This window comes from Roseateles chitinivorans (assembly GCF_050632235.1).
GTDB lineage: Bacteria > Pseudomonadota > Gammaproteobacteria > Burkholderiales > Burkholderiaceae_C > Roseateles > Roseateles chitinivorans_A.
Map to the genome: position 1 here is coordinate 5,896,382 of NZ_CP192584.1, position 24,803 is coordinate 5,921,184.

At 70.0% G+C, this 24,803-nt stretch carries 21 protein-coding genes, 1 tRNA gene, 2 pseudogenes and 1 riboswitch; of the genes and pseudogenes, 20 read left to right on the plus strand and 4 right to left on the minus strand.

All coding sequences use genetic code 11. From position 1 onward, the window contains the following. Positions 1-11: 11 nt before the first annotated feature. Entirely contained in the window at positions 12-923 is a 912-nt protein-coding gene (gene rapZ / locus ACQ859_RS26900; protein ID WP_431266663.1) for an RNase adapter RapZ, read from the plus strand. A gap of 26 nt (positions 924-949) precedes the next feature. Here the strand turns inward: rapZ and ACQ859_RS26905 are convergent, their stop codons facing one another. From ACQ859_RS26905 to mutM, 4 genes and pseudogenes are all read right to left on the minus strand, one after another. Next, on the minus strand, positions 950-1,165 hold the full coding sequence (locus ACQ859_RS26905; protein WP_431263543.1) for a hypothetical protein: 216 nt from the start codon (positions 1,163-1,165) through the stop codon (positions 950-952). Positions 1,166-1,167: 2 nt separating this feature from the next. Continuing rightward, complete coding sequence (locus tag ACQ859_RS26910; RefSeq protein ID WP_431263544.1) at positions 1,168-1,314, minus strand: hypothetical protein; 147 nt, start codon at positions 1,312-1,314, stop codon at positions 1,168-1,170. Between the two features lie 151 nt (positions 1,315-1,465). Then, positions 1,466-2,520: pseudogene (gene mutY / locus ACQ859_RS26915) on the minus strand (A/G-specific adenine glycosylase). Beyond that, on the minus strand, positions 2,517-3,368 hold the full coding sequence (mutM, locus tag ACQ859_RS26920) for a bifunctional DNA-formamidopyrimidine glycosylase/DNA-(apurinic or apyrimidinic site) lyase (protein WP_431263545.1): 852 nt from the start codon (positions 3,366-3,368) through the stop codon (positions 2,517-2,519). The pseudogene mutY and the gene mutM overlap by 4 nt, the downstream one beginning before the upstream one ends. A 99-nt stretch (positions 3,369-3,467) precedes the next feature. Here mutM and ACQ859_RS26925 point away from each other — a divergent pair, with 99 nt between their 5' ends. The 19 genes and pseudogenes from ACQ859_RS26925 to ACQ859_RS27015 all read left to right on the plus strand — a co-directional run bounded on the left by ACQ859_RS26925 (position 3,468) and on the right by ACQ859_RS27015 (position 24,769). Continuing rightward, complete coding sequence (locus ACQ859_RS26925) at positions 3,468-5,294, plus strand: tetratricopeptide repeat protein (RefSeq protein WP_431263546.1); 1,827 nt, start codon at positions 3,468-3,470, stop codon at positions 5,292-5,294. Beyond that, entirely contained in the window at positions 5,294-5,878 is a 585-nt protein-coding gene (locus ACQ859_RS26930; RefSeq protein WP_431263547.1) for an outer membrane lipoprotein LolB, read from the plus strand. The genes ACQ859_RS26925 and ACQ859_RS26930 overlap by 1 nt, the downstream gene beginning before the upstream one ends. A gap of 12 nt (positions 5,879-5,890) precedes the next feature. Then, on the plus strand, positions 5,891-6,961 hold the full coding sequence (gene ispE, locus ACQ859_RS26935) for a 4-(cytidine 5'-diphospho)-2-C-methyl-D-erythritol kinase (RefSeq protein WP_431263548.1): 1,071 nt from the start codon (positions 5,891-5,893) through the stop codon (positions 6,959-6,961). Between the two features lie 38 nt (positions 6,962-6,999). Beyond that, a tRNA-Gln gene (locus ACQ859_RS26940) sits at positions 7,000-7,076 on the plus strand. A gap of 67 nt (positions 7,077-7,143) precedes the next feature. Further along, positions 7,144-8,106 (plus strand): ribose-phosphate pyrophosphokinase, encoded by a 963-nt coding sequence (locus ACQ859_RS26945; protein WP_431263549.1) that lies wholly within the window; start codon positions 7,144-7,146, stop codon positions 8,104-8,106. 180 nt (positions 8,107-8,286) lie between these two features. After that, positions 8,287-8,907 carry a 50S ribosomal protein L25/general stress protein Ctc gene (locus ACQ859_RS26950; RefSeq protein ID WP_431263550.1) on the plus strand — a complete coding sequence of 207 codons (621 nt, stop codon included), beginning with the start codon at positions 8,287-8,289 and terminating at the stop codon, positions 8,905-8,907. Positions 8,908-9,081: 174 nt separating this feature from the next. Continuing rightward, the gene (gene pth, locus ACQ859_RS26955; RefSeq protein ID WP_431263551.1) at positions 9,082-9,843 is read left to right on the plus strand and encodes an aminoacyl-tRNA hydrolase; all 762 of its coding nucleotides are present in this window, start codon (positions 9,082-9,084) and stop codon (positions 9,841-9,843) included. A 1-nt stretch (position 9,844) separates the two neighbouring features. Further along, a complete protein-coding gene (locus ACQ859_RS26960; protein WP_431263552.1) occupies positions 9,845-10,372 on the plus strand; it encodes a hypothetical protein in 528 nt (175 codons plus the stop codon). Further along, positions 10,368-10,636, plus strand: a riboswitch (cobalamin riboswitch). Its footprint overlaps the gene before it by 5 nt. Before the next feature lie 125 nt (positions 10,637-10,761). Further along, a complete protein-coding gene (locus tag ACQ859_RS26965; protein ID WP_431263553.1) occupies positions 10,762-12,696 on the plus strand; it encodes a TonB-dependent receptor plug domain-containing protein in 1,935 nt (644 codons plus the stop codon). Positions 12,697-12,801: 105 nt separating this feature from the next. Then, complete coding sequence (gene cobU / locus ACQ859_RS26970; protein ID WP_431263554.1) at positions 12,802-13,374, plus strand: bifunctional adenosylcobinamide kinase/adenosylcobinamide-phosphate guanylyltransferase; 573 nt, start codon at positions 12,802-12,804, stop codon at positions 13,372-13,374. A gap of 5 nt (positions 13,375-13,379) precedes the next feature. Beyond that, positions 13,380-14,321 carry an ABC transporter substrate-binding protein gene (locus ACQ859_RS26975; RefSeq protein WP_431266664.1) on the plus strand — a complete coding sequence of 314 codons (942 nt, stop codon included), beginning with the start codon at positions 13,380-13,382 and terminating at the stop codon, positions 14,319-14,321. Then, the gene (locus ACQ859_RS26980; RefSeq protein WP_431263555.1) at positions 14,321-15,343 is read left to right on the plus strand and encodes a FecCD family ABC transporter permease; all 1,023 of its coding nucleotides are present in this window, start codon (positions 14,321-14,323) and stop codon (positions 15,341-15,343) included. The genes ACQ859_RS26975 and ACQ859_RS26980 overlap by 1 nt, the downstream gene beginning before the upstream one ends. After that, positions 15,340-16,182, plus strand: a complete 843-nt coding sequence (locus ACQ859_RS26985; RefSeq protein ID WP_431263556.1) for an ABC transporter ATP-binding protein — start codon at positions 15,340-15,342, stop codon at positions 16,180-16,182. The genes ACQ859_RS26980 and ACQ859_RS26985 overlap by 4 nt, the downstream gene beginning before the upstream one ends. Positions 16,183-16,189: 7 nt before the next feature. Further along, a pseudogene (locus tag ACQ859_RS26990) lies at positions 16,190-16,684 on the plus strand (AAA family ATPase); the annotation flags it as partial. Positions 16,685-16,955: 271 nt separating this feature from the next. Beyond that, on the plus strand, positions 16,956-17,582 hold the full coding sequence (locus tag ACQ859_RS26995; protein ID WP_431263557.1) for a hypothetical protein: 627 nt from the start codon (positions 16,956-16,958) through the stop codon (positions 17,580-17,582). An 8-nt stretch (positions 17,583-17,590) separates the two neighbouring features. Beyond that, complete coding sequence (locus ACQ859_RS27000) at positions 17,591-18,052, plus strand: hypothetical protein (RefSeq protein ID WP_431263558.1); 462 nt, start codon at positions 17,591-17,593, stop codon at positions 18,050-18,052. After that, positions 18,049-18,378: a DUF2149 domain-containing protein gene (locus tag ACQ859_RS27005; RefSeq protein ID WP_431263559.1), complete on the plus strand. Its 330-nt coding sequence runs from the start codon at positions 18,049-18,051 to the stop codon at positions 18,376-18,378. The genes ACQ859_RS27000 and ACQ859_RS27005 overlap by 4 nt, the downstream gene beginning before the upstream one ends. Further along, a complete protein-coding gene (cobN, locus tag ACQ859_RS27010) occupies positions 18,375-22,607 on the plus strand; it encodes a cobaltochelatase subunit CobN (protein WP_431263560.1) in 4,233 nt (1,410 codons plus the stop codon). Before ACQ859_RS27005 ends, cobN begins: the two co-directional genes overlap by 4 nt. Continuing rightward, the gene (locus tag ACQ859_RS27015; RefSeq protein ID WP_431263561.1) at positions 22,604-24,769 is read left to right on the plus strand and encodes a TonB-dependent receptor; all 2,166 of its coding nucleotides are present in this window, start codon (positions 22,604-22,606) and stop codon (positions 24,767-24,769) included. Before cobN ends, ACQ859_RS27015 begins: the two co-directional genes overlap by 4 nt. Positions 24,770-24,803 lie beyond the last annotated feature (34 nt).

The window sequence follows — 24,803 nt, forward strand, 5'->3', positions numbered from 1 at the left end:
ATACCGCGCCGGTGCCGCCCGACCAGGCCACGCCCACCGCCACCTCGCCGCGCGGCGAGGTCGTGCTCGTCACCGGCATGTCCGGCGGCGGCAAGTCGATCGCGATGCACGCGCTCGAGGACGCCGGCTTCTTCTGCGTCGACAACCTGCCGCCGGAACTGCTGCCGCAGTTCCTCGAGCTCGAACGCCAGCGCGGCTGGCGCCGGGTCGCGATCGCGGTGGACGTGCGCAGCGCCGGCTCGCTGCCCACGCTGCTGCAGCACATCAAGGAGATGCGCCAGGAAGGCGTGTCGCTGCGCGCGGTCTTCCTCGATGCCGACGACGACACGCTGCTGCGCCGCTTCTCGGAGACGCGCCGTCCGCATCCGCTGCGCGCCCGGTATGACTCGCGCGACGACGGCGACACGCATCGCGCGCTGCAAGAGGCGATCGCGCTCGAGCGCGAACTGCTGACGCCGCTGCGCATGGAGTCCACCGTCATCGACAGCAGCCAGCTCCGCCCCGCGCAGCTGCGCCACTGGCTGCGCGACCTGGTGCATGTCAGCGGCTCCTCGCTGACGCTGGTGTTCGAGTCCTTCGCGTTCAAGCACGGCGTGCCCAGCGACGCGGATTTCGTCTTCGACGTGCGCGTGCTGCCCAACCCGTATTACGACCGCGAGCTGCGTCCGCTCACCGGTCGGGATGAGCCGGTCGCGGCCTATCTGGAGAGCCAGCCCGAGGTCCGGTTGATGCTCAGCCAGATCGGCGCGTTCATCGCGCAGTGGCTGCCGAACTTCGCGCAGGACCAGCGCAGCTACCTGACCGTCGCCATCGGCTGCACGGGCGGGCAGCACCGCTCGGTGTACCTCGTCGAGACGCTGGCCAAGCAGTTCGCCTTCCACGGCCAGGTGCTGAAGCGGCACCGGGAGCTGGACGCGCGCTGAGCGCGCTCAAACAGTCTCAGGCAGTCTCAGGCGGCGCTTCCCGCGCCGCCTTCTTCCCGCGCCTGGTGCTCGATCTCCTGCACCTGGTTGAACAGCAGGATGCCCAGCACCACCGAGGCGAACGGCATCAGCACCACCATCAGGATCGCCCACAGCGTGGGGCTGCGCTCCGCGCGCTTGGCCGCGATGGTCATGTAGACGAAGTGCGCGCACAGCGCGGCCGCCAGCCCGATCGACAGCATCGTCAGCTTGGCCGGATCACCGTCGTCGCCCCCTGGGTCTCGCTGATCAGGAACCACAGGCACACGCCGCTGGCGAGCAGCGCGACGAGGGCCGACTCCAGAGCGCTCTTGATGGCCGCTGCCCGGCCCGGCTTGACGTCGTTCGACATGGTGTCCCTGCATGCGGTTGAGACCTGCGCGGGCCGCTCCCGGGCCCGTCTTCGCGATCGCGAGAGCATACCGGCAGCGCGGCCCGGCGCCCAGCCGCAGAAGCCCTCGGCGCCCGCTTCCACCGCTGGTCCGGTGGCGGGTCCGGCGCCCCTAGTCCAGCAGCTTCTTCAGCGGCGCCGGCAGCGCATACTCCGCCAGTCGCTCGCGCGCGACCCACACGCCCTCGCCCGCCGGCCGCGTCTCGCGCGTCAGCAGCGCGCGCCGCGGATGCAGCAGCCAGTCGAAATGCGTCAGCACATGCTTCACGCGCGGCAGCGTCTCCGGCGCCGCGACGCCCAGCGCCGCGCTCTGGGCCGTCAGCGCGGCCTCGTCGTCGAACAGCGGCAGCGTCCACAGGCCACCCCAGACACCTTCCGACGGCCGCTGCTGCAGCCAGATGCGGCCCTCGTGCTCCAGCCACAGCCACCAGTTCTCCCGCTGGCCGCGCTTGAGCTTCTTCGTCTTGACCGGGTAACGCGTCGGATCCCCTCCGCCAGCCCCGCGCACAGCGACGCCACCGGGCACAGCAGGCATTGCGGGCTGCGCGTCGCACACAGGCTCGCGCCGAGGTCCATCATCCCCTGCGTGTAGGCCGGCATGTCGGCCGGCGACGTCGGCAGCAAGGCCTCGGCGCGGCGCCACAGGCGCTTCTCCTGCGCCGACGAGGCCAGGTCGCCGTCGAAGGCCAGCAGCCGGCCGAGCACCCGCTTGACGTTGCCGTCCAGGATCGCGACCCGCTCGTCGAAGCAGAACGACGAGATCGCCGAAGCCGTCGAACGCCCGATGCCGGGGAGCTCCGCCAGCACCTCCGCGCTGCGCGGGAACTCGCCGCCATGGCGCTCCACCACCGCCTGCGCGCACTTGTGCAGGTTGCGCGCGCGGCTGTAGTAGCCGAGGCCGGCCCAGGCGGCCATCACCTCGTCGTTGGGCGCCGCGGCCAGCGCGGCCACGGTGGGGAAGCGCTCCAGGAAGCGCCGGTAGTAGCCCAGCACCGTCGTCACCTGCGTCTGCTGCAGCATGATCTCGGAGAGCCACACGCGGTACGGATCGCGCGTGTTCTGCCACGGCAGGTCGTGCCGGCCGTCCCGGCGCTGCCAGGCCAGCAGCCGCGGGGCGAAATCGTCACGCACCGCGTCGACGCGGGCGTCCAGTTCGTCGTCGGTCATCGTTTCTGGCAGCTCGGGCAGAAGAAGGTCGACCGCTGGCCCTGCACGATGCGCCGGATCTTCGTCCCGCAGACGCGGCACGGCTCGCCCTCGCGTCCATACACGCGCGCCTGCATCTGGAAGCTGCCCGCGACGCCGTGCGCATCCTTGAAGTCGCGCAGCGTGCTGCCGCCGGCTTCGAGCGCCTCGCCCAACACCTGTCGCAATGCCCCCGCCAGCTTCTCCGCGCGCGGCTTGCTGAGCTTGCCGGCCGGCGCACGCGGATCGACACCCGCCATGAACAGCGCCTCGCACGCATAGATGTTGCCCGCGCCGACGACCACGTCGCCGGCCAGGATCGCCTGCTTCACCGCGACGCGCCGGCCGCGGAAGCCTTCATGCAGGTAGGGACCGTGGAACTCGATGTCGAACGGCTCCCGGCCGATGCGGGCCAGCAGCTTCGCGGCCGGCTCCACGTCGAGACCGTCCGACCACACCACCGCGCCGAAGCGCCGCGGATCGGTCAAGCGCAGCACGCCGCGATCGGTCACCAGTTCGAAATGGTCGTGCGGCCCCGCCGGCGGCTGCTGTTCGCGGAACGCCAGCGAGCCCGACATGCCCAGGTGCAGCAGCAGCCCGCCTTCGCCCTCGTCCGCATGACCGGGTTGTTCGGCCGTCGCCCGCAGCGGCAGCCAGATGTACTTGCCCCGCCGCTGAGCGTCGCCGACACGCCGGCCGACCAGCCGTTCGGCCGCGACGCCGAGCGGCCAGCGCAGCGGCTTCCCCAGCCGCACGTCCAGCACGCGCGCCCCGGCGATGGCCGGCGCAAAACTTCGTCGTGTAACTTCAACTTCCGGTAACTCGGGCATCCCGGGATCATAGGCGCGGCCTTCTTCCCGGGTCCCTAGAATGGTCCGTGGCCCACGGTTTGCCCCGCGAGCCTTCCCGTCCAGTTCAGGAGTCACGTCATGCCCGCCCTTGTGCGCCACCGCTGGTGGCTCTCTGCCGCCCTCGCCCTGAGCTGCGCCGCCCACGCCCAGATCACGCCCGCCGCCCCGGCCCCCCAGGGCGAAGCGCCGGCCGCCGCCGACGCGCCCGCCTCCGCCGCCTCCGCGCCCGTGGTCAATTCCGACCTCGACGCGCCGATGTTCTATCAGCTGCTGATCGGCGAGATGGAACTCCAGGGCGGCGAACCCGGCGTCGCCTATCAGGTGATGCTCGACGCCGCGCGCCGCAGCGGCGACGAGGAACTCTTCCGCCGCGTCGTCCAGATCGCGCTGCAGTCGCGCGCCGGCGACCAGGCCGTCGTCGCCACCCGCGCCTGGCGCGAGGCGATCCCGAACTCGCTGGAAGCGCATCGCACGCAGATCCAGCTGCTCGCGCTGCTGAACCGCCCGGCCGAGATCCCGCCGGTGCTGCGCTCGCTGATGGCGCTGACGCCGGCCGATGGCCGCGGCGCCTTGATCGCCGCGCTGCCCGCGCTGTTCCAGCGCAATCCGGAGCCGGTCCGCGTCCAGGAGGCCTTCGAGCCGATGCTGCGCGAGACCGCCGCGAAGCCCGAGACCCGGTTCGCCTCGCTGCTGGTGCTGGCGGAATTCGCCAAGAAGGCCGAGCGCTACGAGACCGCGCTGATCCACGTCCGCGCCGCGGCCAAGGACTTCCCGGAACGCGAGGAGCCGCTGCTGCTGGCGCTGGAACTGCTGCCGCACCGCCCCGAGGCCGAGGCGCTGATCACCGCCGAGCTGCAGGCCAAGCCGGACAAGCAGTCGCTGCGTCTGGCCTACGCCCGCGCGCTGGCCCGCGCCCAGCGTCCCGGCGACGCGGCCCGCGAGTTCCGCACGCTGACGCAGCAGTCGCCCGACGAGGCCGGCCACTGGCTGGCCCTGGGCTCGCTGGAACTGGACCTGCAACACCCCGACGCCGCCGAGGACGCGCTGCAGCGCTACATGAAGCTGGTCGAGAAGCCGGCCGTCTCGCCGCTGGCCGAGCGCGCGATCGCCGCCGCCGGCCTGGACAAGGCGGAGCGGGAAGCGAACCAGCAGGGTCAGTTGTTGCTGGCCCAGGCGGCCGAGATGCGCGGCGACTTCAAGACTGCCGAGAAGCGCCTCGCCGCGATCGAGGCGGCACCGGGCAACCTCGACATCGCCTACCGCCGCGCCTCGCTGCTGGCGCGCCAGGGCAAGCTCGAGGAAGGCCGCAAGCTGCTGCAGCAGCTGCCCGCCGACCGCGAGCAGGACCGCCGCGCCCGCACGCTGGCCGAGTCGCAGCTGCTGCGCGACAACAAGCAGTGGCAGGCCGCCTATGACCTGCTCGGCACCGCGATCACGCAGGCGCCCGAGGACGCCGACCTGATCTACGAGCAGTCGATGATGGCCGAGAAGCTGGGCCGAGCGCAGGAGATGGAAGCGCTGCTGCAGAAGGTGATCCAGCTCAAGCCGCAGCACTATCACGCGTACAACGCGCTGGGCTACTCGCTGGCCGATCGCAACGAGCGGCTCCAGGAGGCGCGCGACCTGATCTCGAAGGCGCTGAGCTTCGCCCCGGGCGAGCCCTTCATCGTCGACAGCATGGGCTGGGTGGAATTCAGACTCGGCCGCCTCGGCGAGGCCGAGCGGCTGCTGCGCCAGGCCTACGGTTCGCGTCCGGATGCGGAGATCGCCGCCCACCTGGGCGAGGTGCTCTGGGCCGCCGGGCAGCAGGACGAGGCGCGCCGCGTCTTCGCCGACGCCGCCCGCCGCGATCCGCGCAATGAGGCGCTGCAGTCGGCGATGCAACGCCTGCAGGTCCGCCCCTGATGCGGCGGCGGCAGTTCAGCACGGGCGCCTTGGCGGCGCTCGGTGCGGTCGCGCTCGCGGGCTGCAGTTCGCTGCCGAAGGCCAGCGGGACGGATGCCGCCGCGCTCGTCGACGCGCCGCGGCTGACCGGCAAGTTCGGATTGATCGTTCCGGCCGGCACCGGCGGCCAGCCGCGCGGGCAGAACGTCAACGCCAACTTCGAGCTGCTCGGCGATCCGCGCCGCGGTCAGCTCGAGATGAGCACCGCGATGGGCAGCCTGGTGGCCCGGGTGTCGTGGCAGCCCGGCTCGGCCTGGGTGAAAACGCCCGACGGCGATCGCGCCTACGACGACATCGACGCGCTGACGCAGGAACTGCTCGGCGAGACGCTGCCGCTGCAGGCGCTGTTCGACTGGCTGCGCGGACGGCCCTGGCCGCAGGCGCCGTCGCAGGCCGTCGGCGAGTCGGGCTTCCAGCAGCTGGGCTGGCAGGTCGACCTGCGGCGCTTCGACGTTCAGCTGATCTCCGCCCAGCGGATCAATCCGAACGGTCCGGAACCGCTGGCGACCCTGCGCCTGAAACTCGACGCACCGGCGTCGCCCTGAATTTTCCCCGTCATGACCTCCTCCCCCTCCGGGGCGCCGCTGAAGGCGCTCTACGACGTGCCGGCGCCGGCCAAGCTCAACCTCTTCCTGCATGTGGTGGGCAAGCGGCCGGACGGCTATCACCTGCTGCAGTCGCTGTTCGTGCTGATCGACTGGGCGGACACGCTGCATTTCGAGCGACGTGACGACGGCGCGCTGCACCGCCACGACCGCGGCGACGCGCTGCCCGAGGACGACCTGTGCCTGCGCGCCGCGCGCGCGCTGCGGCAGGCCAGCGGCTGCGCCTTCGGCGCCGACATCCACATCGAGAAGCGCCTGCCTTCGGGCGCGGGCATGGGCGGGGGCTCGTCGGACGCGGCCAGCACGCTGCTGGCGCTGAACCGGCTGTGGGGCTTGAACTGGTCGCGCGAGCGGCTGCTGCCGATCGCGCTGAAGCTGGGCGCGGACGTGCCCTTCTTCGTCGGCGGGCGCAATGCCTTCGTCGAAGGCATCGGCGAGGTGCTGACCCCGATCGAGGTGCCGGAACTGCGGCTCGCGGTCGTCAAGCCGGCGGCGAGCATCGGCACCAAGGAAATTTTTTCCAGCCCGCTGTTGCAAAGGTCAGAAAGCGTGGCTATAGTAGCGGGCTTTCCTGCAGCGAACGACGGACGCAGCAAAGGGATACTGGAAACAGATTCCCGGAGTAACGAAGTCAATAGCTGGGGTGGACGCGAAAGCAATATTGCCCGCGATCACCAAACGCTGGAAATACCCGTGCAGCAGTTGTACGAAGGATGGGGCAGAAATGATCTGCAACCTCCCGCGGAATCTGTCAGCCACGAGGTATCGAAGGCGCTTGAATGGTTGCAGGCCCGCTACGAAAATTCTCGTATGACGGGTTCAGGCAGTGCAGTTTTTGCTATAGTTCGACCCTCGCTGAATGCAATGCAAACAGCAGCGGAAAAGATAGATGCAGTTTCCGGCCTGGAGAGCAATCTCAAGGCGACACCGGAAGGTGAGTTCGAAAAACTCCCCGAAGGTTGGGTCGGAAGAATGTGTCGCAGTCTGTCGGTTCACCCTTTGCGGGGCTGGGCCGAAGATTGAAGGTTGTAGGGTGCTGTTCCACGAACAGTGTCCGGTGTAGGGGAGTCGCCAAGTTGGTCAAGGCATCGGATTTTGATTCCGACATGCGAGGGTTCGAGTCCTTCCTCCCCTGCCAAATTTTCAGTTTCAATCCGGGACCCGCTGGGTTGGCCACCGGGCCATAAGTCTAAGGATGGCCCGCTGTGCTGCTCAATACCGTCCTCTTCACGGGTAACGCAAACCCGACCCTCTCCAAAGAAATCGCCACGCATCTGGGCCTCGAGCTCGGCAAGGCCGTGGTCGGTCGTTTCTCCGATGGTGAGGTGGTTGTTGAGATCCAGCAGAACGTCCGCGCCCGCGACGTGTTCATCGTTCAGCCCACCTGCGCGCCGACGAACGAGAACCTGATGGAACTGCTGATCATGGTCGATGCGATGAAGCGCGCCAGCGCGCGCCGCATCACCGCCGTGATCCCCTACTTCGGTTATGCGCGCCAGGATCGCCGCCCGCGGTCGACGCGCGTGCCGATCTCGGCCAAGGTCGTGTCCAACCTGCTGGAGACCGTCGGCGTCGAGCGCGTCCTGACGATGGACCTGCACGCGGACCAGATCCAGGGCTTCTTCGACATCCCGGTCGACAACATCTACGCCTCGCCGGTGCTGCTGTCGGACCTGAAGGCCCGCAACTACAGCGACCTGGTGGTGGTCAGCCCCGACGTCGGCGGCGTGGTCCGCGCCCGTGCGCTGGCCAAGCAGCTGGGCTGCGACCTGGCGATCATCGACAAGCGCCGTCCGTCGGCCAACGTCTCCGAGGTGATGCACGTCATCGGCGAGATCGACGGCCGCAACTGCGTGATCATGGACGACATGATCGACACGGCCGGCACGCTGGTGAAGGCGGCGGAAGTGCTGAAGGAACGCGGCGCCAAGAGCGTCTTCGCCTACTGCACGCACCCCATCCTGTCGGGCCCGGCGATCGAGCGCATCGCCGGCTCGATGCTGGACGAGGTCGTCATCACCAACACCATCCCGCTGTCGGAGACGGCCAAGGCCTGCGGCAAGATCCGCCAGCTGTCGGTCGCCTTCCTGTTCGCCGAGACCATCCGCCGCATCTCGGACGGTGAATCGGTGACCTCCTTGTTCTCGGAACAGAACAACAACTTCTAAACAGTCCGAGTAGGACGCCGGCCGGCGTCCAATCTCAGCGAGCAGAACAACAACTTCTGATCGCATCCTGAGTTCCGGCCGCTGTTCGCAAGGACAGCGGCCGTTTCGCGAAGGCGCCTGGTCGCGGGGCCTTCACCCGGAGCGTCAATCCTGGCGCTCCGTCCATTCTTGGAGATTGATATGAAATTCGTCGCTTTTGAGCGCAAGCTGCAGGGGACCGGAGCGAGCCGCCGCCTGCGCCACGCTGGCAAGGTTCCGGGCATCGTCTACGGTGCCGGTGAGCCGGCCGCCATCGAGCTGGATCACAACGCCCTGTTCCACGCCATGAAGAAGGAAGCTTTCCACAGCTCCATCCTCGACATGGAAGTGGACGGCAAGAACACGCAAGTGCTGCTGCGTGACTTCCAGATGCACCCGTACAAGCAGCAAGTGCTGCACGTGGACTTCCAGCGCGTCGACGCCACGACCAAGATCACCAAGAAGGTGCCGCTGCACTTCGTCGGTGAAGCCGAGTCGCCGGCCGTCAAGACCGACAAGGGCACCGTGAACCACGTGCTGACCCAGCTGGAAATCACCTGCCTGGCGCAACAGCTGCCGGAGTTCATCGAAGTCGACCTGAGCGGTCTGACGATGGGTCACTCGATCCACGTGAACGACCTGAAGCTGGCTGATCACATCAAGATCGTCACGCACGGCAAGCCGAACCCGGTGGTCGCCACCCCGGTCCCGGCCGCGGCGGAAGAAGTCATCGTCGTGGCTGCCGCTCCGGCCGCCGACGACAAGAAGAAGAAGAAGAAGTAATTTCTTCTTCTCCGGACGTGCGCCTGACGAGGCACGCGTTCGTTGTCCGGAGTGCCCCTCTCTGGAGAGGCATCTCCCCTTGAAGGAGGTCCCCGCTTGCGGGGCAATCCCTCTGAAGAAGGCCCCGCTCGCGGGGCCTTCTGCTTTTCCGCTCGACACTGATAATCGCGCCCCATGATTCGTCTCTTTGTCGGCCTGGGCAATCCCGGCCCTGAATACGAGGACACCCGCCACAACGCGGGTTTCTGGTGGATCGATGCGTTGGCGCGCGGCCTGAAGGCCTCGCCGCAGCTGGACACCAAGTACTCGGGCCTGGTGGCCCGCGTCAACGACGCGCCGGGCGCGCCGGGTCCGATCTGGCTGCTGCAGCCCATGACCTACATGAATCTCTCCGGCAAGTCGGTGGCGGCGCTGGCGCGCTTCTTCAAGATCGCGCCGGAGGAGATCCTCGCCATCCACGACGAGCTCGAGATCGCCCCCGGCGAGTTCAAGCTCAAGCAGGGCGGCGGCAACGCCGGCCACAACGGGCTGAAGGACATGCAGGCCCAGCTGGGCAGCGGCAACTTCTGGCGCCTGCGGCTGGGCATCGGCCATCCGGGCCACCGCGACGAGGTCGCCGGCTACGTGCTGCGCAAGCCGCCGCTGGCGGAGCGCCAGGCGGTCGAGGACAGCATCGGCAAGTCGCTGGAGGCCTTCAAGCTGATGACCGGCGGCGACATGTCCAAGGCCGTGGCGCTGCTGCACGCCAAGCCGCCGCGGCCCAAGCCCCCGAGACCCGCGAACCTGCCGCCCAAGCCCGGCGCCGACGGCGCCGCGCCGACGCCTGGCGCCCCGCTTGCCGCCCCCGGCACCACGGCCACGACGGCCGCGGCCACCCCGGCGGCAACACCCGCCCCCCACGTCCCTGCTGCCCCACCCCCTTCCTCCGGAGACTGACATGCCCGCGCGCGCCGCCCTGATCCTGACGACTGCTGTTCTGGTCCTCATGCTTGGCGCGGTGAACGCGCAGGACGTGCCCAAGCCGCCGCCACCGCAGCAGCAACCCCAGCAGCAGGAACGGACCTTCGGTTTCTACCGCTGCGGTCCGGAGGGCCATGACCTGCGCGACAGTCCCTGCCCCGAGGGGTCAGGTCGTGCCGCCGAGCTGCCGAAGGACAAGGTCGATCCGAAAGAGACCGATGCCGCGCGCCAGCGCACGGCCGCCGAGACACGCGACCTGGCCGCGCGGGAGCGTGAGCGCGAACGCCAGGCGGCGAAGGCGCCGTCCAAGGCGATCGGCATCGACGGCCGCCTGCCCGCGCAGCGCGCGGCCAAGCCGGCGAAACCGGCGGATCCGAAGAAGCCCAAGCCCAAGGATCCGAAGAAGCCGCCGAAGAAGAAACCCAAGGTCCCGAAGTCGCCGGACGGCGCGCTGCAGCCCAGGCCCACGACGGGCGCCGACGCCACCACGGCCGCACCTCGCTAGAATGCGCGCCGTTGGTGCTCGCGCGGACATTGCGTCCGTGCAGTTAAACGGGAATCAGGAAGTGGTCGCATCCCCGATGCGCGAACCAACCTGAGCTGTCCCCGCAACGGTAAGTGGCCGCCGGTCGCGCGCCCGGGATCCTGACGAAGGATCACCGGGCGGCAACCGGCACTGCCTGTCCCCATGTCCACTGGCGCGCCCGCGCTGGGAAGGACACAGGCAGCGGCCACCAGCCCGGATACCGGCCAACAGGTGGCGTCTCCAGCCGATCGCGCGACGCGTCCTTCGTGAACCTTCACAAGGACGACTCGACGACGAGCCGGCGACGCCGTTCCTCAGAGGCCCTGCGGGTGAGCAGGCCTCTGAACCCCGTCGTTGGTCCGCTCCTCATGCTTCCGTTCGTTTCGCGCGCGCGCGCCGGTGCCCGCTCGCTGCTCGTCCTCACCCCGATGGCGCTCGCCGCGCTGGCGTTCTCGTCAGCCGCGGCCGCGCAGTCGACGCCCTCCTCTGCTTCTCCTTCCACCGCCGCGTCCTCCACGAGCCGCCTCGACGAAGTCACCGTCACCGGCACACGCAGCCCGATGAAGCTGTCCGATGTCGCCGTCGACCTGACGGTCATCAACCGCGACACCATCGAGCGCCAGGGCTTCGGCAACATCGCCGCGCTGCTGCGCAACGTCGCCGGCCTCCAGATCACCAGCAACGGCGGACCCGGCAACAGCTCGTCGGTCTTCGTGCGCGGTGCCGAGAACCGCCACACCGTCGTCCTGATCGACGGCGTCCGCATCGACGGCCAGTCCACCGGCGGTGCGCGCTGGGAAAACCTGCCGCTGTCGCTCATCGATCGCGTCGAAGTGCTCAAGGGCCCGGCCAGCGCGCTGTACGGCTCGGACGCCATCGGCGGCGTGGTGCAGATCTTCACGCGCCAGGGCAGCGGTCGCCCTCAGCTGGACCTCGGCATCGGCCACGGCAGCCTCGGCCAGACCAAGGCGGACGTCTCGCTGCTCGGCGGCACTGCCGACTTCGACTACGCCGGCTCGCTGGCGATCGACCGCGGCACCGGCTTCAACGTCTACGCCCTGACGACGAACAAGAACTACAACACCGACAAGGACGGCTGGCGCAACTACAACGGCAGCCTGCGCCTGGGGGCGCGCGTGGCCGAGGGCCAGCGGCTCGAACTCATCGGACTGAAGAGCCGCAGCAACGTCGGCTACGACGCGGGCACCTTCGTCGGCAAGGACTCGGACGATCGCGGCATCACCGAATCGCTGGCCGCCAAGCTCAGCCTGAAGTCGAGCTGGTCCAGCGCCCTGTCGAGCCAGCTCTCCGTGGGCCAGTCCGAAGAGAACTACGAAACCCGGCCCAACGCGCCCTACCTGTCGAAGACGCGCATCCGCAGCGCCTCGCTGCTCGGCTTCTACAAGATCAACGACCAGCACCAGCTCAACGGCGTGCTGGAACGCCGCGAGGACCGCCTCGTCAACGTCGACCTCATCGGCGGCAGCGGCACGCGCAGCCAGAACGCGATCGGCCTGAGCTACCTCGGCAACGTCGGCCCCGTCAGCCTGCAGGCGCACGGCCGCCACGACGACGACAGCGAGTTCGGCGGCATCGACACCGGCAGCCTGGCGGCCGGCGTCAAGCTCGGCGGCGGCTGGCGCGTGACGGCTTCGGCGGGCAACGCCTTCCGCGCGCCGACGCTGTACCAGCGCGGCAGCGTCTACGGTCCCGACACCAGCAAGGGCTTCGAGGAACTCCGCCCCGAACGCTCGCAGAACCGCGAAGCAGGATTGGCCTGGGCGCAGGGCGACATCGACGTCGCGATCACCACCTTCCACAACCGCGTCACCGACCTGATCGCGTTCGGCGCGGCCGGCAGCTGCCGCTCCACGACCGGCTGCTACAGCAACGTGGCACGGGCGCTGCTCAAGGGCACCAGCCTGAAGGGTGGCGCGCAAGTCGGACCGGTGAAGCTCAGCAGCACCGTGGACTTCCTCGACCCGACCGACGCCAACTCCGGCCGCCAGTTGGCGCGCCGCGCCAAGCGCTTCGGCACGCTGCGCGCCGAGACCGCGCTGAGTGCCTGGACGCTGGGCGCGACCGTCGTCGGTTCCGGCGACCGCTTCGACGACGCCGCCAACAAGACCCGGCTGAAGGGCTACGGCCTGCTCAACCTGGACGCGCAGTACGCTGTCGCCAAGGACTGGCGTCTGCAGTTGAACGTCGACAACGCGTTCAACCGCGACTACCAGACGGCCAACAACTTCATCCAGGCCGGCAGGACCTGGTTTGTCACCCTGCGCTACTCGCCGACCCTGTGAGCCACGACCGGCCCGGGCGGTAAGGTCCGTCCCCCCGACGCCCGACGCCCGGCGCCCGCTCCCTTCACCCCGCGCTTCATCCCCGCGTCTCACTGGAGATCCCCGATGTCCGCTCATCACCTGATCGTCGGCGGCCAGCGCAGCGGCAAGTCGCGCCACGCGGAGCGCCTTGCGCTGCGCTGGGCGCGGACGCCGGGGCATCGCGTCACCGTCGTCGCGACCGCCGAGGCCCATGACGACGAGATGCGCGATCGCATCGCCCGTCATCGCGCCGACCGGCCCGCGGGCTTCGACACCGTCGAGGCGCCGCGGCGCCTGTGCGAGGCCCTGCGGGCCGCGTCGTCGCCGCAGCGGCTGGTGGTCGTCGACTGCCTGACGCTGTGGCTCACCAACTGGCTGATGCCGATGGACGGCGCGCCGCGCCTCGAAGACTGGCGCGGCGAATGCGCCGACCTGCAGCGCCTGCTGCCGCAGCTGGCGTCGCCGGTGGTCTTCGTCTCCAACGAGGTCGGTTGGGGCGTGATGCCGATGGGACGCGAGGTGCGCGCGTATGTGGACGAACTCGGACGGCTCAACCAGCTCGTCGCGCGCCAGTGCGGCGAGCTCACCTTGATGGTGGCCGGACAGCCGTGGACACGCGCGGTCGAAGACCTGGACGACGAGGAGAACAACGGATGAAAGCCATGCAACGCTGGATGCGCCACGCGCTGGAAATCGCCCTGAGCAGCGCTCTGCTGGGCATGCTCGCGACGAACGCCGTCGCCGCGCCGATCTCGCTGAAGGACGACCGCGGCCACACCGTGACGCTGCCCGACGTCCCGCGCCGCATCGTCAGCCTGCTGCCCTCGCTGACCGAGACCATCTGCGAACTCGGCGACTGCGCCAAGGTGGTCGGCGTGGACCGTTTCTCCAACTTCCCGGTGAGCGTGCAGAAGCTGCCGCGCCTGGGCGGCCTCGACGACACCAGCATCGAGGCACTGGTCGCGCTCAAGCCGGACGTCGTCGTGCTCGGCGTCTCGGCGCGCGTCATCGACCGCCTCGAGGGCTTGGGACTGAAGGTCGTCGCGCTCGAGCCCAAGAGCATGAACGACGTCCAGCGCGTGCTGGGCAAGATGGGGCAGATCCTCGGCAAGGAAGACGATGCGCGCCGGCTGTGGAACCGCATCGACGGCCACATCGCGCAGAGCGCCGCGACGCTGCCGCCCGGCGCGCGCGGCCTGAGCGTCTATTACGAGGTCGACGCCGGCCCCTACGGCGCGGGCACCGCCTCCTTCATGGGCGAGATCCTGACGCGCCTGGGCGCGAAGAACATCATCCCGGCCGAGCTCGGTCCCTTCCCCAAGCTCAATCCTGAATTCATCGTCCGCGCCGACCCGCAGGTCATCATGGTCGGCCAGCGCAACGCGGCAGGTCTCCCGCAACGCCCCGGCTGGCCCGCCATCCGCGCGGTGAAGAACCAGCGCCTGTGCGTCTGGATCCCGGCGGAGTCCGACGTGCTCGTCCGCCCCGGCCCGCGCATGTCGGAAGCGGCCGCGCTGATGGCGCGCTGCCTGCGCGAGGCGGCGGCCGGTCCCGTGCCGCTGCCGACGGTGCCCTTCAACGCGCCGCCCGGGGGCATGCGCTGATGCGCACGTCCTCCCTGCTCTCCGCCAAGACCGCAGCACAGCTGACGGCCCTGCTGCTGCTCGGCGCCGTGCTGCTGGCGCTGGGCCTGGCCATCGGCAGCATGGGCTGGAGCCCCTGGACCGAAGGCGGGGACACCATGCGCATGATCCTGTGGGACATCCGCGCGCCGCGCTCCCTCGGCGCGTGGCTCGCCGGTGCGCTGCTGGCGCTGGCCGGCGCGATCGCGCAGGGTCTCTTCCGCAATCCGCTCGCCGATCCCTATCTGCTGGGCTGCTCGGCGGGCGCCTCCCTGGGCGTCGCGGCGCTGCTCTTCGTCATGGGCGTCTCGCCCGCGGCGGCCGCGCTCGCGCTGCGCGTCGGCATGACCGGCGCGGCCTTCGCCGGCGCCATCGGCGCCGTGCTGCTCACGCTCGTGCTCGCGCGCGGCGTCACGCAGAGCCTGCGCCTGCTGCTCGCCGGCGTCGTCGTCGGCGTCGTACTGGGCTCGGGCTCCGCGCTGCTCACGCTGATGAACCCCGACATCCTCCGCGCCATGCAGGCCTTCATGCTCGGCAGCACCGGCTACGTCGGCTGGAGCGCCGTCCAGGTCATGGTCGTCGCCATGGCCGCATGCCTGCTGGTCGCGCTCGCCTGCAGCCGCACGCTCGACGCGCTGACCCTGGGCGAGGACACCGCCCGTTCGCTCGGACAGCGGCTCACGCTCATCCGCCTGCTGCTCATCGCCGCGCTCTCGCTGGCGACCGGCGCGGCCGTCGCGCAATGCGGCCTCATCGCCTTCGTCGGCCTCGTCGCGCCTCACCTGGTGCGCAGCTGGGGACCGACGACGCACGGCGCGCTGCTGCTGCTCTCGTCGCTCACGGGCGGTGCGCTGCTGCTCGCCGCCGACATCGCCGCGCGCTGGGTCATCGCCCCGCAGGAACTGCCGGTCGGCATCATCACCGCCCTGCTCGGCGGCAGCTACCTGCTGTGGCTGATGCATCGGCGCAAGGCGCATTTCGGCGGCGCCGGAGGCTCGCGATGAGCGCGGCCCGATTCGACGATGCAGGCCGTCCGGCCGCCGATGACAGGCACACCGGCACGACTGCTGTCGACCTCGGCCACGTGCCGTCGCTTCGCATCGACCTGCAATCGCTGTCGCTGAGCCACCGACCCGTGCTGCGCGCCTTGACGCTCGCCCCTGCACCGCGCGCGTGGACCGCGATCGTCGGGCCGAACGGCGCCGGCAAGTCCACGCTGCTGCGCGCGATCGCGGGCCTGCTGCCCTTCGACGGCAGCTTGACCCTCGACGACAAGCCGTGGACCGCGTGGCCGGCGAAAGCCCGCGCGCGACAGATCGCCTGGCTCGGCCAGAACGAGGCCGCGTCCGAGGATCTCACCGCCTACGACATCGCCATGCTCGGCCGCCTGCCACATCAACCATGGCTCGCGCCGGCGAGCGCCGCCGATCACGCCGCGGTCGAGCACGCGATGCGCCAGACGCAGAGCTGGGACTGGAAGGACCGCGCGCTGGGCAGTCTCTCCGGCGGCGAGCGGCAACGCGTGCTGCTGGCGCGCGCACTCGCCGTGCGGGCCGGCGTCCTGCTGATGGACGAACCGCTGGCCCACCTGGATCCGCCGCATCAGAGCGACTGGGCGCGCATCGTGCGCGAGCGCGTCGCGGCCGGTGGTGCCGTCGTCAGCGTGCTGCATGAACTCAACGTCGCGCTGCAGGCCGACACGCTCGTCGTGATGGATGGCGGCCGCATCGTCCATGAAGGTGCGCCGCACGACCCCGCGACGCATGACGCGCTGCAGCGGGTCTTCCACGGCCGGCTCCTGATCCTCCACGTGCAAGGGCGCTGGATCGCCCTCAATGAATGAACGTCCGATGACCGCCTGCCCTGCCTTCCTGATCAGTGCTCCGGCCTCCGGCCAGGGCAAGACCAGCGTCACCGCAGCGATCGCGCGCTCGGCGCGCCGACGCGGGCTGCGCGTGCGCGTCTTCAAGACCGGACCGGACTACCTGGATCCGATGGTGCTGGAGCGCGCGAGCGGCCACACCGTCTACCAGCTCGACCTGTTCATGGGCGGCGAGGCGCATTGCCGGCAGCTGCTGGCTAAGGCGGCCGAGCGCGCGGACCTGATCCTCGTCGAGGGCGTGATGGGTCTCTTCGACGGCAAGCCCAGCAGCGCGGATCTGGCGGCGACCTTCGGGCTGCCGGTGATCGTGGTGCTCGATGCCTCGGCGATGGCGCAGACCTTCGCGGCGTTGGCGACGGGACTGGCGCGGTTCCGCGAGGACATCCAGGTTGCGGGCGTGATCGCCAACCGGGTGGGCAGCGATGCGCACGCGCGCATGGTCGGTGAAGGACTGCCGAAGGAGCTGCCGCTGATTGCGGCGCTGAAGCGTGACGCTGCGCTCTCCTTGCCCGAGCGTCATCTGGGACTGGTGCAAGCCTTGGAGCTTCCCGACATCGACAGCCAGCTGGATGCGTGGGCGGACGCATGGGAGGCCGGCGCGGTCGCGAATTTCTTCCAGAGTGGATCGAAGACGGGAGGCCGGGGGCCCCTTTTCGTAACTCAAGGAGGGAATTTGCTTGCCGGCAGGCAAGCAAAGGGGGAGATGGAGAAAAGGGCCCCCGGCCGACCGTCTCGTGCTCGGTCGACCGTTGGAGGGCCGGCGCATCGCCGTTGCCAACGACGCGTGTTTCTCCTTCATCTACCCGGCGAACCTCGACCTCCTGCGCGAGCTGGGCGCGGATGTTTGCGAATTCAGCCCGATCGCAGGCGACGACCTGCCCGCGTGCGACGCGTTGTGGCTGCCCGGTGGTTATCCCGAGCTGCATGCGGCGACGCTGCGCGAGCATCCGCGCTTCTTCGGTGCCCTGCAGGCGCATCTGGAAGCGTCCAAGCCGCTGCTGGCCGAATGCGGCGGGATGCTTGTCCTGCTCGACGAACTGAGCGATGTCGACGGCGGTGCGCAGGCGATGGCGGCGCTGATGCCGGGCCGCGCCTCGATGCAGAAGCGCCTGGCGGCGCTGGGTCTGCAGACGATCCCGTGGCCGGAGGGCGAGCTCCGCGGCCACACCTTCCACTACTCCGCGATGGAGACACCGCTCGCCCCCATCGCCACCGCGACGAACCCGAATGCGGGCCGCGCCGCCGAGCGCCTGTATGCGTTCGGCTCGCTGCGCGCGAGCTACGTCCACCACTACTTCCCGTCGAACCCGGACGCCATCGCGGCGTTCTTCGGCGGTGCCTCTTCCCTCTCCAATAACTGAGCTCCTCCATGTTCATCGAATCCGGATTCGCCCACATCGCGCAGGCCCTGTTGTGGCCGGTGCTGATCCTTGTCGCCCTGGGCTTCGTCTACTCGCTGTGGACGGCGGGCGCCACCGTGATGGAGGCCGTGCAGCGGCGCCATCCCGGCTACCGTCAGTTGAAGGTCCATGCGACCAGCAACCTCGAGACGCTGGAGCTGCAGATCGTCCGCAGCCTGGAGGCGCCGCGCCTGCTGGGCCGCGTCGCGCCGCTGCTGGGCCTGATCGCCACGATGGTGCCGCTCGGCCCGGCGCTGCAGAGCGTCGCCGCCGGTCAGGGCCAGGCCGCGCTGGCGGTGTTCAGCTCGGCGTTCTCGGGCGTCGTGCTCGCGCTGGCCGCGGCGGCGATCGCGCTGGTCGTGTACTCGATCCGCCGCCGCTGGCTGCTGGCCGAGCTGCTGGTCATCAAGGCCGAACAGGGCTGGGCATGAGCGCCCGCCGCATTTCCATCCTCGCCGAAGAGGATGACGATCCGATGCTGTCCGCCGTCAACCTGGTGGACGTGTTCCTGGTGCTGGTCGTCGCGCTGCTGACCGCGGTCGCGCTGCAGCAGCAGTCGCATGCGGACGAGACGGTGATCCGCAACCCCGGTCAGCCGGGGATGGAAATCATCGTGCGCAAGGACGGCCAGGAGATCAAGTACCGCGGCAACGGCGGCAACGCCGAAGGCCAGGGCGAGCGTGCCGGCGTCGCGTACAAGATGAAGGACGGATCGATCATCTACGTGCCCGAGGCCGGGGAAGCGCCCAAGCCATGAGGATCGCGTCCCTGATGGTGCGCGGCCTCGCGGTCGCGGCCTTGTGGCTGTGCGCGCCGCTCGTCGTGAACGCGGCCGGCACGGCGGCGAGCGCGGCACACACGATGAAGGCGGCGAAGGCGGCCTCCCGTGTGCTGTTCCTCAGCGTCGACATCACGCCGGCCGCCAAGCATGCGCTGCTGGAGCGCGAGGGCAAGGCCCTCGGCTTCGACGTGAAGCAGATCGAGTACCCGCTGCGCGGCGCGCCGGTCGACAAGGATCCGGCGCTGGACCGCGCGTTGCGCGAGGCGGACCTCGTCTGGATCGACATCCCGCACCCGACGGCGGAAGCACGCCTGCATCAAATCGTCGACGCCGCGCTGCAGCGCGCCGCCCTGCCCGCCCCGCGCGTGCTGTGGATCCCCGCTGGTGAACCCGCCGCGAGCGATCGCAGCCTGCGCGGCTACCTGCAGGCCGGAGGTCCGGTCAACACACGCTCGGCGTTCGCGATCGCCCGGGCACAGCTCGACGGCAAGACGCCGCCCGACCTCGGACCGCCGCAGCTGATCCCGCAGCGCGGCATCCACTATCCCGGCGCGCCCCGGCTCTTCGCCGACGCGGCGGAGTTCCGCGCCTGGGCCGCGCAGCAGGGACTGCGCGGCGATCCCGTCGCGATCCTGCTGCACCGCTACCACTTCGTCCAAGGCAACACCGCGTGGCTGGACCGCTGGCTCGCGATGTTCCGCAAGCAGGGGCTGCTCGCCTATGCGGCCTTCAGCGGCCAGCTCAGCGACAAGCCGCTGTCGGAGCTGCTCGAACGCGACGGACAGGTACAGGCCCGCGTGATCGTCAACCACAGCCTGCTGCCGCAAGGCGCGACCCTGCAGCCGACCTTCGAGCGCTGGGGCGTGCCGGTGCTGCAGACGCAGCCCTATCGGCAGGATGAAGCGGCCGTGTGGGAAGGCAGCGAGACCGGCCTCGCCCAGGCCGACATCCCGTTCTACTTCGCGCAGCCGGAGGCGGCGGGGCTCATCGACCCGGTCGTCGTCGTCGCGCATCCGAAGCGCGGCGAACCCGAGCTCATCGATCGCCAGGCGGCCAGCGTCGCCGGCAAGGCCGCGCGCTGGGTCGCGCTGCAGACCAAGCCGAACGCCGACAAGCGTCTCGTCGCCTTCGTCTACAACTACCCGCCCGGCGGGAGCAACTTCGGCGCCTCGTTCCTGAACGTGCCGCGCAGCCTCGCGCGCGTCAGCACCGGATTGAAGGACGCGGGCTACGGCGTCACGCCGATCGCCGAGGCCGACTGGATCTCCGGGCTGAAGCCGATGCTGTCGGCGTACTACCCGGGCACCGACCTGCAGGCGCTGCTCGACGCCGACGAGGCCGAGGCCCTCCCGCTCGCGCGCTACACCGCGTGGTTCGACGCGCTGCCGAAAGCCGTGCGCGATCCCATCGTCGCGCGCTGGGGATCGCCGGCCAGCAGCCGCTACGTGCTGCGCGTGCACGGCGAGCCGGTCTTCGTGATCCCGCGCCTCAAGCTCGGCGCGCTCACCGTGCTGCCGCAGCCGCCGCGCGAAGAGACGCTGCGCAACGGGCAGGACCCGTTCATGCATCGCAGCAAGACGCCGCTGTCGCATCACTACCTCGCCACCTACCTGTGGGCGCGGCAGGCCGACGCCATCATCCACTTCGGCACGCACGGCACGCAGGAATGGGCGCCGGGCAAGATCCGCGGGCCCGACGTGATGGACCCGGTGTGGCTGCCGCTCGGCGACACGCCGGTGATCTATCCGTACATCGTCGACAACCTCGGTGAAGCGCTCACCGCCAAGCGCCGCGGCCGCGCGCTGATGGTGAGCCATCGCACGCCGAGCTTCGCCCCCGCCGGGTTCAACGCGCAGATGGCCCACATGCATGAGCTGATGCATGAGTGGGAGACCGTCGATCCCGGTCCGACGCGGCAAGGGCTGGAGCGGCAGATGGTCCAGCAGTTCGTCGAGCACAACCTGCATCGCGACCTGGGCTGGACTGCCGAGCAGATCACCGCGAACTTCAGCGGGTATCTGGAGCTGCTGCATCCCTACCTGGACCGGCTGGCGCAGAGCTCGCAGCCCAAGGGGCTGGCGGTGTTCGGCGTGGTGCCGGACGAGGACCAGCGCCGCGGATCGATCCTGCAGTTGCTGCGCGTGCCGCTGATCGAGGCCCTCGGCGAGGACATCGACGAGGCCTTCCTCATCAACCATGAGGGCGTGGCGACGGCGCGGCCGGCGCGCTGGCTGGACCTCGCGCTGAAGGACGCGGAGGCGGGGAGCCACCTCGACCTGCGTCCGTCCGCCTGCATCGCGGCCGGCACGGCGGCAGCGGCGTCGGCGGCGTCCGCAGTCGCCGCGGAACTCAAGCATGCGGCGTCCGCGCCGGGTACCGCTTCGAGCGCCCCGGCCGTCACCTGCGGCGACGGCTTCGTCCCGAACCGCGCCGCGCGCAAGTCGATCGATCAGGCGGCGCTGTACCAGCTCGCGCTGCGTGCGCAGGAGATGGCGACGCGGTTGTCGACCGAAGGCGAGATGCCCGGACTGCTGAGGGCCCTCGACGGCCGGTTCATTCCCGCGGCCTATGGCGGCGATCTGCTGCGCAATCCGGAAAGCCTGCCGACCGGACGCAACCTGACGGGCCTCGACCCCAACCGGCTGCCGACGAAGCAGGCCTTCGAGGCCGCGCAGGCGCTGTTCAAGCGCTGGTACGAGGAGCAGGCCAAGGCCGGCACCGCGCCGCAGCGCCTCGCGCTGTCGCTGTGGGCGGGCGAGACGCTCCGCCATCAAGGGATCATGGAGGCGCAGGCGCTGGTGGCGCTGGGCGCCACGCCGGTGTGGGACGCCACCGGCCGGCCGACCTCGATCAAGCTGCTCAGCCCGAAGGAGCTCGGCCGTCCGCGCGTGGACGTGCTGCTGTCGATTACCGGCTCCTACCGCGACCAGTTCCCGGCGCTGATGAAGCTGATCGACCAGGCGGTGGCCGCCGCCGGCGAAGCGGAGTCCGACAACGCCATCGCCAGCAACAACCGCGTGATCGCCGGCGAGCTCCGCAAGGCCGGGCTGAAGCCCGCGCAGGCGCAAGCGCTGGCGCAGGCGCGTGTGTTCGGCAACCCGGCCGGCGACTACGGCACCGGCATCGCCGACGCGGTGCAGGACAACGGCCTGAAGGGCAAGGACGGCAAGACCGATCCGCGCCTGGGCCAGCTGTTCCTGTCGACGATGAGCCAGCCCTACGTCGACGGCGAGCCGCTCAGCGTGCCGCCCGCGCAGGCGCAGCAGGCGCTCGGCGCGCACCTGCGCCACACCGACACGGCGCTGATGTCGCGCAGCAGCCATCTGTACGCGATGGTCAGCAGCGACGACCCGTTCCAGTACCTCGGCGGCATGGCCGCGGCGGCGAAGGTCGCGGGCAGCACCAAGGACATCACGCTGCACGTGAGCCAGCTGCAGGACGCCGCCGAGCAGCACACCGAGACCGCCGCGCAGGCGATCGCGCTGGAGATGCAGAGCCGCTACCTGCACCCCGGCTGGCTGAAGGCGCAGCAGGCGGAAGGATGGTCGGGCGCGCTGCAGGTGCTGAAGGCGGTGCAGTACAGCTTCGGCTGGCAGAGCATCGCACCGGGCACCGTGCGGGCGGACCACTGGCAGAGCTTCTACGACGTGCTGGTCAAGGACAAGCACAAGCTGGGCGTGCCCGAGTGGCTCAAGCAGAACCCGCAGGCCTACGCGCAGGCGCTGGAGCGCATGGTGCAGGCCGAGCGCATGGGCTACTGGAAGCCGGACGCGCAGACGAGGCAGGAGATCGCCTCGCTGTACCGCGACCTGACGAAGGCGGCGCCGTTGAACAACGAGCTGGCGGCGGTGCGTCGCTGGACGGCGGATCAACTGCCGCAGGACGTGCCGGCGGTCCAGCCGGCCGCGCCCGCCGCGCCGCAGCCTCCCGCCAAGGCGCAGAAGCCACCGGAGCCGCGGGCGACGCCGGCCGTTCCGCCGGTGCCGACCGTGCGTGGCCTCGCGCTGCAGCGCGTGCCGGAGCCGCCGAAGCCGCCCCCGGTCGCACCCGCAGCGCAGCGTCTCGAACAGGCGCTCGCCTGGGTCGCGATGGCGCTGCTGATGTGCGCCGGCGCGATCTGGCAATCGCGTCGATCGAACCCGCCGCATAGCGCGGGCCGGCCTCTCCATAACGACAACAACTTGATCCCTCAGGGAACCGCATGAACTCGAAGAACAGCCAGCCCCTGGCGTTGACCGCCATCGCCAGCGCGATGGCCCTGGCCGCGTGCGCCGCGCAGGCGCAGAGCGCGCAGCAAGCCGCCGCCCCGAAGGCAGCCCAGAACGCCACCGACGCCACGATCGACGCGGCCCCCTCGCGCACGCTCGACACCGTCCGCATCAGCAGCCGCGCGCAGCTCGGCGAAGCCGAGAGCGCCTCCGAAGGCGAGGTCGGCGTCGAGCGCCTGGCGCTGCGCCCGCTGCTGCGTCCGGCGGAGCTGCTGGAAGCGATGCCCGGCATGACCGTCACGCAGCACAGCGGCGACGGCAAGGCCAACCAGTATTTCCTGCGCGGCTACAACCTCGACCACGGCAGCGACTTCGCGACCTTCGTGCTCGGCATGCCGGTGAACATGGCCAGCCATGCGCACGGTCAGGGCTACATGGACCTGAACTTCCTGATCCCGGAACTGGTCGACAGCCTGCGCTACCGCAAGGGCGCTTTCAATGCCGAGGACGGTGACTTCGCGACCACCGGCGCGGCGCGCATCGGCTACATGAGCGAGATCGAGCGGCCCTTCGCCCAGGTGACGGCCGGCCCCTACGGCTATCGGCGCGCGCTGGCGGCGGGCAGCACGAAGGTCGGCGGCGGCTGGTCGATGCTGGGTGCGGTCGACGGCAGCGTCTACGACGGCCCGTGGGACCAGGCCGAGGACCTGCATCGCCGCAATGCGGTGCTGCGCCTGACGCGCGGCGACGAACGCAACGGCGCGCACGTGGACCTGCTGAGCTACAGCGCCGCCTGGCGCGCCAGCGAACACGTGCCCGAGCGCGCCATCGACAGCGGCGAGATCGGCCGCTACGGCACGCTGGTGGCCAACGACGGCGGCCGCACGCACCGCCACAGCCTGAGCGGCGGCTTCGCCTACAACCAGGGCAGCGGCCAGTGGACCGCCGACGCCTGGGTGGTGGACTACGCGCTGAACCTGTTCTCCGCGCCGTCGGGCTTCATCAACGGACCGGACGGCGACCAGCACGAGCAGGCCGATCACCGCAAGCTGTGGGGCGGATCGCTGAAGCATCAGCTGCCCGCCGCGTGGCTGCCGGCCGACCAGCAGGTGACCTGGGGCCTGCAATGGCGCCACGACAAGATCGGCACGCTCGGCCTGTACGACACCGTCGACCGCGTGCGCACGCACACCGTGCGCGAGGACCGTGTCAGCGAGGACAGCGCCGGCGTGTTCGTCGAGCTGGGCAGCCGCTGGACCGACTGGCTGCGCAGCACCGTGGGTGCGCGCTGGGACAAGATGCGCGCGACGGTCTCGCCCACCGGCGGGGAGTTCAACATGGACAACGGCGGCAAGGCGAGCCAGTCGCAGTTCAGTCCGAAGCTGGGCCTGATCGCGCGCGTGGCGGCGGACACCGAGGTGTACCTGCACTGGGCGCGTGCCTTCCGATCGAACGATGCGCGCGGCGCGACGACGACGGTCAATCCGGCCGACGGCAGCGCGACCGACACCTTGCCGCTGCTGGCGCGCACCAAGAGCACCGAGCTGGGACTGCGTACCAAACCCGTGAAGGGATGGACCACGAGCCTGGCGCTGTGGCAGGCCAACCTGGCATCGGAACTGGTCTTCGTCGGCGACGAGGGCGTGACCGAGGCGCGCGGCGCGTCCAAGCGCGTGGGGCTGGAGTGGTCCAACGACGTGCAGGTCGGCCGCGATTGGCTGATCGATGCGGACGTGGCCTGGTCCCGTGCGCGCTTCGTCGAGGCGACCGAGACCGAGTTCGGCAGCGGCAAGCGCGTGCCCAACGCGGTGCCGTGGTCGGCGTCGATGTCGGCCAACTGGGCACCGTCGGGACCGTGGTCGAGCGGGTTCAAGCTGCGGTACCTCGGCGCGTATGCGCTGGAGGAAACCGGCACGCAGAAGTCCAAGGCGGTGTTCACCGCCAACTGGCGCGTGGGGTATCAGCTCAGCGACCGCTGGCAGCTCGGCCTGGATGTGCTGAACCTCTTCGACACCAAGGCCAACGACATCGAGTACTGGGGCGCCGCCTGCACGCGCGCGGAAGGCGCGGGCTGCAACAACGGCGAAGGCATCAATGGACGGCTCGTGCATCCGATGGAGCCGCGTACGTTCCGACTCAGCCTGCGCGCGCGGATCTGAAGAGGTTTCAGGACTTCCACGGCCGCTGGCCCTC